Annotated in this window: 5 protein-coding genes; all 5 read right to left on the reverse strand. The window is 49.9% G+C overall.

Going from position 1 to position 8,875, the window contains the following annotated elements; all coding sequences use genetic code 11:
• Positions 1-7: 7 nt before the first annotated feature.
• The 5 genes from L3D05_RS26005 to L3D05_RS26025 all read right to left on the reverse strand — a co-directional run bounded on the left by L3D05_RS26005 (position 8) and on the right by L3D05_RS26025 (position 8,719).
• On the reverse strand, positions 8-940 hold the full coding sequence (locus L3D05_RS26005) for an ROK family protein (RefSeq protein WP_239619283.1): 933 nt from the start codon (positions 938-940) through the stop codon (positions 8-10).
• A 15-nt stretch (positions 941-955) separates the two neighbouring features.
• A complete protein-coding gene (locus tag L3D05_RS26010) occupies positions 956-2,662 on the reverse strand; it encodes a class I mannose-6-phosphate isomerase (protein ID WP_255807918.1) in 1,707 nt (568 codons plus the stop codon).
• Positions 2,663-2,778: 116 nt separating this feature from the next.
• Positions 2,779-3,564, reverse strand: a complete 786-nt coding sequence (locus L3D05_RS26015) for a DeoR/GlpR family DNA-binding transcription regulator (RefSeq protein ID WP_239619285.1) — start codon at positions 3,562-3,564, stop codon at positions 2,779-2,781.
• A gap of 126 nt (positions 3,565-3,690) precedes the next feature.
• Positions 3,691-6,186, reverse strand: a complete 2,496-nt coding sequence (locus tag L3D05_RS26020) for a glycoside hydrolase family 38 N-terminal domain-containing protein (protein WP_239619286.1) — start codon at positions 6,184-6,186, stop codon at positions 3,691-3,693.
• 175 nt (positions 6,187-6,361) lie between these two features.
• Positions 6,362-8,719: a glycoside hydrolase family 38 N-terminal domain-containing protein gene (locus L3D05_RS26025; protein ID WP_239619287.1), complete on the reverse strand. Its 2,358-nt coding sequence runs from the start codon at positions 8,717-8,719 to the stop codon at positions 6,362-6,364.
• Positions 8,720-8,875: the final 156 nt, after the last annotated feature.

Here is an 8,875-nt window from a genome sequence, read left to right on the forward strand (position 1 = left end):
CGGCGCTTCATATCTTGTTTTCAACTAAGTTATAAATGCCCTTAAACGTGCTATTTAGCGTGTTGTTGCTTAGTTTCACATCAGCAAGTACTCCCGCGTTCTCCAATTCTTTCTTAAAAGCCGGCACGAACAGAATCCCGCTTTTGGAAATTTGGCCCCCGATTACGATGCGGTCTGGGGTAAATGCCCGAAGCGAAGAAGCGAGAATCGAAGCCATCCTTCTCCCGAACGTCTCGAACAGCTCGGCTGCAAGCCGGTCTCCGTCCAGGGCCGCTATCGCGTAATCCCGGACGTCGAGCCCATCCGGTTCCAGCCTCATTTCCGAAGCCAATTGCAAGATTCCCCTTCTGGAAATCCAATCGTCAGCAATCTTGTCTTGATAGGGAACGTTATAAAGCCAGCCCTGATCCGGTACGTCGTCGCGACGCTGAACCAAACGTCCGTTCTCCAGGAAGCAGGAACCGAGTCCGGTACCGATCGTCAGGCATACGGCTCTGTTGCATTCACTCGCTTCACCGTAACCGGCTTCACCGAGTCCGAACAGCGCGGCGTCGTTCTCGAACCGGATGCCGAAGGACGAGGAAAGACGAGGAGCCAGCATCCCATGCGATCGAATGGATTCCTCCAAGCGCTCTCCAAAAGGAATGCCGTACAAAGACTCGAATTTACTCAGCCCCCGTATGTAGCTGACACCCGCATCGTAATCGAAAGGACCGGGAAATGCCATGCCGATCCCTCCGATGAGCGACGGCTCTTCCCCCGCTTTCGCGAGGAGATCGACGGCAATGTCCGCGAAGTGCGCGACAATCTCTTCGGCGCTTCGGTTGGCGTGCGAATCATAATGCGAGATTGTCTCTTCGAGGATCGCTCCGCCAATGACCGCAGCGGCTTTGATCTGCGTTCCTCCTACGTCGAAAGCAAGGATGAGGTTTCGATCCATCGTCTCTCGCCCTCCTTATTCTCTTACGAAAGCTTTAATAACGCCGACCGTCTTGCCCGCGCTCGGGCCGCTCGGCCGAATCGTATATGCGTTGACGGAAGCAGGGACGATAAACGTCTCGGCATAACGGATGACGTACGGCTCGAACGCGTTGGTCGGGCTTTCCACGGTCGCTTCTTCGCCTTCGACCAGATTCAACATGTGCACGCTGCCGTTCGCTTCATGCAATACCGGCTCCGAGAACCAGAAGCGACGGGTTTCGATGAACTGGAGCTCGTGCAGCCCCGTACGTTCTTCCGTCCAGCCTTCTCCTTCGTTCACCTTATCGATCCGGTTGACGCACTGCGATGTCGTCCAATCTGTCAACCGGCTCCAATCGATGACTTTGCTGCCATGGTCCACGTGAACGGGACGCGGTCTGCCATCGAGGCCGAGACGATCCCAGTCCCATAGTTTAAATGTGAAAATATACGGCGTTGCGCTGATTTCCAGCACCATGCAGCCCGTAGCCGAGCAATGCACCGTTCCGGCAGGTATAAGGAAATGGTCGTGTTTGTCCGTAGGATATACGTTAACGTATTTCTCCGCAGGGAACGTAAATCCGCCTTTTTCCGCCTTGCGTAAGTCAGCCAGCATCGCTTCCGGTTCAATGCCGTCCTTCAGCCCCAAATACACTTCTGCTCCCGGCTCGACATCTAGAATGTAGTAGCTTTCATCTTGCGTGTAGGACATGCCGAATTGCTCACGGATGTACTCCACCGTCGGGTGGACCTGCAGACTGAGATTCCCCCCGCCGATCGTATCCAGAAAGTCGAAGCGAATCGGAAACTCGGCGCCGAATCGCGCATAAACCCGTTCCCCAAGCAGCTTGATCGACTCGAAAAAGACGAGATTAATAGCGGGGAGCTCTACCCTGACATCTCCATATTGAAAATAGAGGCTGTTCTCCTCCGGAACTCCGTCGAAGCCCCATGCATACGGATGCTCCCGCTTGGGAAGCTCGATGTTTGCTTCTAGCCATTTTCCGCCCCACACGCCAGGATCGAAATAAGGCACAAGCCGGAACGGCCGGATTGCCGTCTGCGCGAATCCGGCAAACAGTGCCTGCCGCGTGACCATCTTCGGAGCATCCTTGACGTTCGTATCCAGATAGAAATCAACTTTGCCCAGCAACGATTTTTTCAGCCGGTCCGCCATCCGCCACTCGAAGAAAAATCCGCGCTTATATAAACGCAAAATATCGTTTTCAACCCGGTTCGTCCGCCAGTTGCCGATTTCTTGCGAGCGGTAGCGCTGCTGAATTTCCCAACGGGCCAAGTCCGCATAGACAACGACATCGCCTTCGGCGATCAGCGAAGCGCCGAACCCGATTACGATCGCTATGCCATTCTCCGCTTCGTCCAACTGACGACGCATCGCCTCTACTCGAGCCGGATCATAAAATTCATCAATTCTGAACGGAGCCATATAGCCGAATACCCGATCGTCCGTCATGTATCGCTCGACAATGTGATCCACTTGGGACGGCTCCAGCGCCGCATCCTCCGAGCGTAGAATCAGAGCGGAAGCGAGCGAATCGGCTAACCCCGCGACGATTTCATCCTGCCTGACCCCCGGATAACACTCCACGATGACGACCGCACGCTTCTTGCCTGTTGCGGCAACCGCCTCTTGAATCCGCTCGCCGATTGCCTTGTATCCGGCCCAAGCCTCGTTGTCCATGTTTTCGATTCGAGTAAACGGGTACTTGTCATATGATTTGTTCACCGGTTGATCAACCTCCATGTTCATTTTAACATAATATATCACATATTATCACAAATGAACATATAGTGACACTAATTTATAGATACGACGTGCAATTCCACGCCGCTGCTTTCGATTAACGCCCGATCCGCATCTCGGATACCTGAATCGGTAACGAAGATATCGATATCGGACAAATGGGCTACCGTCGTAAAATAACGGTTTCCGATCTTGGAAGCATCAAGGATCATGACGACTTTGTCGGACGCCTGGATCATTGCTTTTTTCACCTGCGTGTCCATCAGGTTCGGATCGGTAAAACCGTCCTCAACCGTGAATCCCAATGCCGAAATAAACAGCGTGTCCGCATGGTAGCTCGCGAAAAACTGCTCCGCCAGCGGTCCGACGAACGTGCCCGACACTTCGCGAAGCATGCCGCCGCCGCAAACCATCGCTCTTCTATCGGTAACGAAAGGGCGGAATAGGTTCATCGTATCCACCCCGTTCGTCAGCACAGTCAATTCCGTGTATCCGCCCAGCGATTCTGCCATTCGGGACACGGTCGTCCCGTTCTCCAGAATAATGACGTCGCGTTCCCGTACGAACGTTTCCGCAGCGTAGGCGGCCAGCCTCTGTTTGATATCGCGATTGCGTGCTTGCTTGACGGAAGCCTCCGGCTCCTCGATTGTGGGCAATGCGCCAAGGAAGACTGCTCCCCCATGCGAGCGCCGTACGCGGTTTTCCTGCTCCAGCGCGCTCAGGTCACGTCTGACCGTCATTTCCGACACGCCGAAGTGGTCGCTCATCTCTTTCATGGTTGCCGCGCCGCGTTGCGCTAAATAATTAAGGAGCATCTGTTTTCTTTGCAAGGGAAGCATATCCACACCTCGACTTTTTTTCACTCATTCTAACACAAATGATCATATTCAACAAAGAAGTCCCGATCTATGATCGAGACTTCTGTCTTAAACGTTGCCTGGACCGTGCCGGTTAGGTTTCAAGTGTCAGATTGAGGATTGATTCGGACTTTTTTCGAGATCTTCTTTCGTTCGAAAAGCGGGCAGCTCCGTATTCAACTCCAAACATTTCTGGAAAGCCTTCTCCGCCGTGTCCCACTCTTCTCCCCACTGCAGCTTGTATTGAAATTCATAGAAGCCGCCAAGCGTCGCTTTGAAGTTCGTTTCCCAATAGTTGCTGAGAACCCAGGAATATAACGGACGGTCGGCGTTTCTCGCACCTCCCTGACCATTCAGCAATCTCGTTTCATACTCCAGCGATCCTGTCTGAATCAGCGGTGTATCCGGAGTGGATACAAGAAGTCCGAACCGGTCGGACAGGTGGGCGTACCCCTCTTGGACGCAGTAATAATCGATGAGCGTTCCCGGCAACTGGTCTATTCCCGGGCGAACCGGGGCACCTGCTTTATCAAGCCATACCTGTTCGTTTTGCGAATCGGTTCCAAAAGGTAGAGAAATATACACATTCTCAGGATCCCAAACGCTATTCTTATGCAAACGGACAGATACGTCGACTCTTGCCATATCCCGATAGACTTTCAAATATAAAGAGTAATAACTTGTCCCTTCCAACAGGTATTTGAGCTCTACAACCCCGTAAAGCTCCCCTTGGACAATGGAATTGGCGCCACTCCATTTTCCGACGTGCCTTTGTACGTCTATCCCTTTCCGATTGCGCCCCATCCGGCGGCGAACATCCGCCATCTGCGATTCCGAAGGTGCTTTTGTCAACTCGTATACCGGTGTAAAAGCCCTATGCTGTGCATCTGTCCGAATCATTTCTCGTCCTGATGCTTTTTCGATGCAGGAGTAGATTCCATTGCTGTCCCAGCGGATGCAAACAAATGGGGATTCAATATAATTCTCTGCAATCATGATGCCGTTTGCCGATCCTCTCGAATCGACCGCGGGGTACAGGTCAAGTAGATCATCTACTCCATCCAGGCCCATAAGTCGGATGCTACTTGTTGTTACGGCCGTCGACCGGTTTTGTGGCCGAATCCGGTAATAGCGCTCCTCTTTCGAGGCCAATTCTTGATAAATCGTGATCCGAATTCCCCGGCTAACCTTCTCCAACTGATGAGGCACCGTCAGGCCGCTTGTTTCCTCGTACACTTCGAATCCGTCTGTGAATAGGGAAGGCTCCCAATTTTCAAGATAAAATTGCGCCGTGTCCCGAATGGGATGCTCATAGGGATTGATGACTTTGTAACGAAAAGGCAGTCCTGCCGCGAGATTTGCCGCCCCCTTGCCGTAAAGCAATTCATCCAAGACTTCATACGCCTGTCGGCTTGCGTTGGCGGCGTAAGCTTCCTTTCGTACAGCAAGCGCATGCACCATCGGATGCCATGGTTCATAGATGGAGGAATGGTATCCCCACGTATGTTCGGCATACATCATTAATTGATGCTCTGCATCGGAGATTCGAGACTCTGTCAGCGAGTTTGTGTCGCTTAAGGTTTTGGCTAATTGCATCGTACGTTGAGCATCGCGGAAGACTTGCGTGTGAACAGCAGTAGAAATTGTACCGTCGGTCCACCAGTCTGGCCAGTCCCCCCTGTATACCGGAATCGAGACGGATTGCGTTCGAACATGTTCAAAAAACTTGTGAAGCGTGGTCATTTCGATCTCGATGCGATCCCCGTGCTTCTCATTCCATTCATGAATGAACTCCATGATCGTACCGCTCGGTGGCGCGTTGTCGGTGAGCAAGCCGCTGACGTTGACGATCGCAAAGTCATAGGGGTATAACTCGGATTCAAGTTGTTCCAGATAACGTTGAATTCTCGTCTCGGCCAGCTTCCAATGATCTTCTGCCGCTCCATTTGTATAGAATTCGTCTTGAATTGTGTAGGAAAAGCTGCCGTTCGGTAGCAGCCCTAGATCATTACCGATCATATAATGCTCGCCGTTCCATACGAGCACTTTGTCTCCTCTCGGTGTTTCCCAATAAAACGGCGTCTGTTTCCTTCCAATCGGAAACATCCCGTGATGCGTATGAACGCAGGAATACAGATTTTGGATGCCTGCGTCGTACAGCGCTTGCGAATATCCCCAGCTGTAGCCGTTAACATCCGCGGTAATGGAGGCGTTTACCGTTACACCGATTGATTGCGCATAGTTTCCTGCTGCTTGGAGCTTATTGGATAATGTATCGTAACCGATCAATTCGGACAGGTTTAAGTATGTACCAGAGAGCTCGATATCTCCGTGCCTTAAAGCATCTGCAAACCTCTCCTTCTCGTCCAAAGAGGCTTTCTCCAGAAAACGTTCAACCGCCCAGAACGTCTCGCAGGTCCACTTGAATCCCTTCCATTCGTTACGCTTACCTGAATTGACCTCTTCCCAGATCTGGAGAGCTTGTCGGATAAAATCCACATGATATCGCTCGATTTTTTCCTGTCTTTCTGTATACCCAATATCCGTATGGGAGTGATGAATAACGAATAGTTTCCACTTTTTGTTCAATACCGTTTCGGGCATGTCTGCACTTCCTTTGCTGCTTGGTTGTACAGAAAGATAACACTTGCGACACGCCACGCGGAAGTCCTGATTGCAGTACTTTAGTCGTTAAATCGACATCGAACCTTTGTTTATCAAGAAAGAATTAAAATGAGCACTCAAGTATCAGAGTAAGGACCGATTAGACCCTGTAATTCTATTTTCTTATAGCGATAAATTCATAATTATTCTCCCGGACAGCGCGAATTGCACTGTCTGAATCTTGATATTCTTGGCTCACATCGATCGTATAACGGAACTCATAATACCCACCGCAAGAGGCCTTAAAATTCGTTTCCCATTTGTTGTTCGTCAGCCAAGAGTATAATGTGCCTGTCGGTTCAATATGCTCCGTGAAATCCCATAAGCGAAGCTTGCCGATATGTACCATTGGTGCGTCAAGTATGCTAAGCAAGACGCCAACTTGGTTACCAACTAACGCCGCTCCACCTTGCACAGAGAAATAATCGACACAAGTTCCCGGGAGTCGATCCATTCCAGGCCGAATAATTGCACCGGCTTTTTCCAGATGCCATACCCCTTGCTCCGTTTGGAATGGGAATGCAACATACACCCCATCCGGATCAAGCGTATTTTCTTTGTTCATTTTTATCGACACATCAAACCGGGAGAGCGCGCGGTAAAATTTGAATTCTGCCAAATAGGAATGTGTGCCGCGGACCTCGTATTCAAACGCCCATGTTTCGAAATGGCAGTTGCTGACGATATTACTTATCCGCTTAAGCTGACCGTGGTAAATTTCATCATTTGGAATCGTGCGAGCCGAGTACCCGAATCCGGCGGCATTCTGACGATTGCCTCCCTCGAACAGTTGATAAAGCGGTGAACCGAGGCCATCGTTCCCATCCTTCAATATCGACGCACCACTTGGTTTGTGGATTAGCGTATGAACACCTCGTTTCTCGTCCCACTCCACGCGTATCAAGTTATTCTCGAAACGTTCAGCGTTCTTAACAGTAGCGGATAAAACACCTGTTTGTGGGACAGGGCCTGAGAACTCGATCCATAATTCTCTTTCTTCCAAAGGTTCCATCACAAGCTGGATACATAATTCTTGACCACGAAGTGAGTGATTCACTTGTTCAAAAGCGTATTCACGACTTTGCTCGTCTACAATACGAAACCCTTGCTTGAATATCGGCGTTTCCCAATAATCCAGTGGCAAATAGGCAAGCGAAGTTTTCGCTTCGATCGACGGGTTGATGACTCTATAGCTAAATGGCCTTCGTGCGGTGAAATCGCCTTGGCCCTTTCCGGCAAGCACCTTATCCAAAGCCTTGCATGCAAACTCATCCGAATCAATGGCATACTTCATTTTACGCATATGCAGTTGCTGTACTCGGAAATCGCCGGCCTTGGATAATGAAGCGGAGTGGCCCCAAGTATGCTCTGCATATAATACAAGTGCTTCCGTTACGTGTTTCCATTCTTCCTCAGAGACAAATTTACCTTCTGGATCCAATCGCTCCGCTATCCGTTTCATACGCTGAGCATTGCGAAAGAGCGTTGTTTCCAGCGGTGTAGAAATCACACCGTCCGTCCACCAATCATTCCAATCGCCACTATAAACCGGGATATTAGGTGCTTCTTTTTCAAGGTGTTGGAAAAATTCCGATAAATTCGCAGTTCTTATCAAGATTTTATCTCCATGCTTATCATTCCACTCTTTAATCAAATCGCAATAGGAGTCGGTCGGAGGACTATTGTCGGTATACAATCCCGATCCCATGATGGGTAAGAAGCTGAACTCATATCCTATATTCCGGAGTCCATCTACAAGTGAATATAGCGTTTTCTCGGCATAAGAAATGTCCTGAATATCCACATAACCAAAAGAGTCGCTGAAATCCAGTCCCGGAACCATAGGGTCACCAACGGGATTATATCCAGGAATAAGTCCTAACAAATTCGCTTTATGATAGGCCAAGCCATTCCAAACGAGAATCTGTTTTCCTTTTGGCGATTCCCAGTAAAACGGCACATTGGGTTTGCCAAATGGGCATCCACCGTGATGCGTGTTGATATTTGTCGACAAATATTTCACACCTGAATCAAAGAGCGCATCCGCCATTCCCCAGGAGAATCCATTAACATCACAAGACATGGCGCTATGCAGTGGCACACCCGTCTCACGGGCGAATACCGTTGCCGGTTTCAAAAGGTCTCTCATGTGGCCTTCATCAAGAAGCTCAGTCATATGCAAATATGTCGCACTCAATTCTATCGAACCGTCTCTCAGCGCTTCTACCAAACGCGCCTTCCCTACGCTACCCGTTTTTGACAAGTACTGCTCGACCGCCCAAAACCCCTCACACATAAATTTGAATTTAGAGTTGATGTCCCGAGTTTGCTGTGCTGGAGAAAGCGCCATTTCAACCGCCTGCTCTAAAAATTGCTTGTGGTACTCTGTAATAACCTCTTGACGCTCTGTATACCCGATGTCGATATGCGAATGCTGGATTATAAACAAAGTAAATGGTTCTTGATGATGCACTTTGATTCTCCCCCTTGGCGTCCTATTGATCCCCAGAGACGCCGAAAATGTTCGGCGTCTCTGTAATAGCTTCATATATATTGTTTAGAAAAATCCTAATACAATGCAAACTCTCTGATTCTAGAATACAGGCTACCGCTTTGCACCGGATTCGTA

Origin of the sequence: Cohnella mopanensis (assembly GCF_022352055.1) — a bacterium.
GTDB classification, from domain to species: domain Bacteria; phylum Bacillota; class Bacilli; order Paenibacillales; family Paenibacillaceae; genus Cohnella; species Cohnella mopanensis.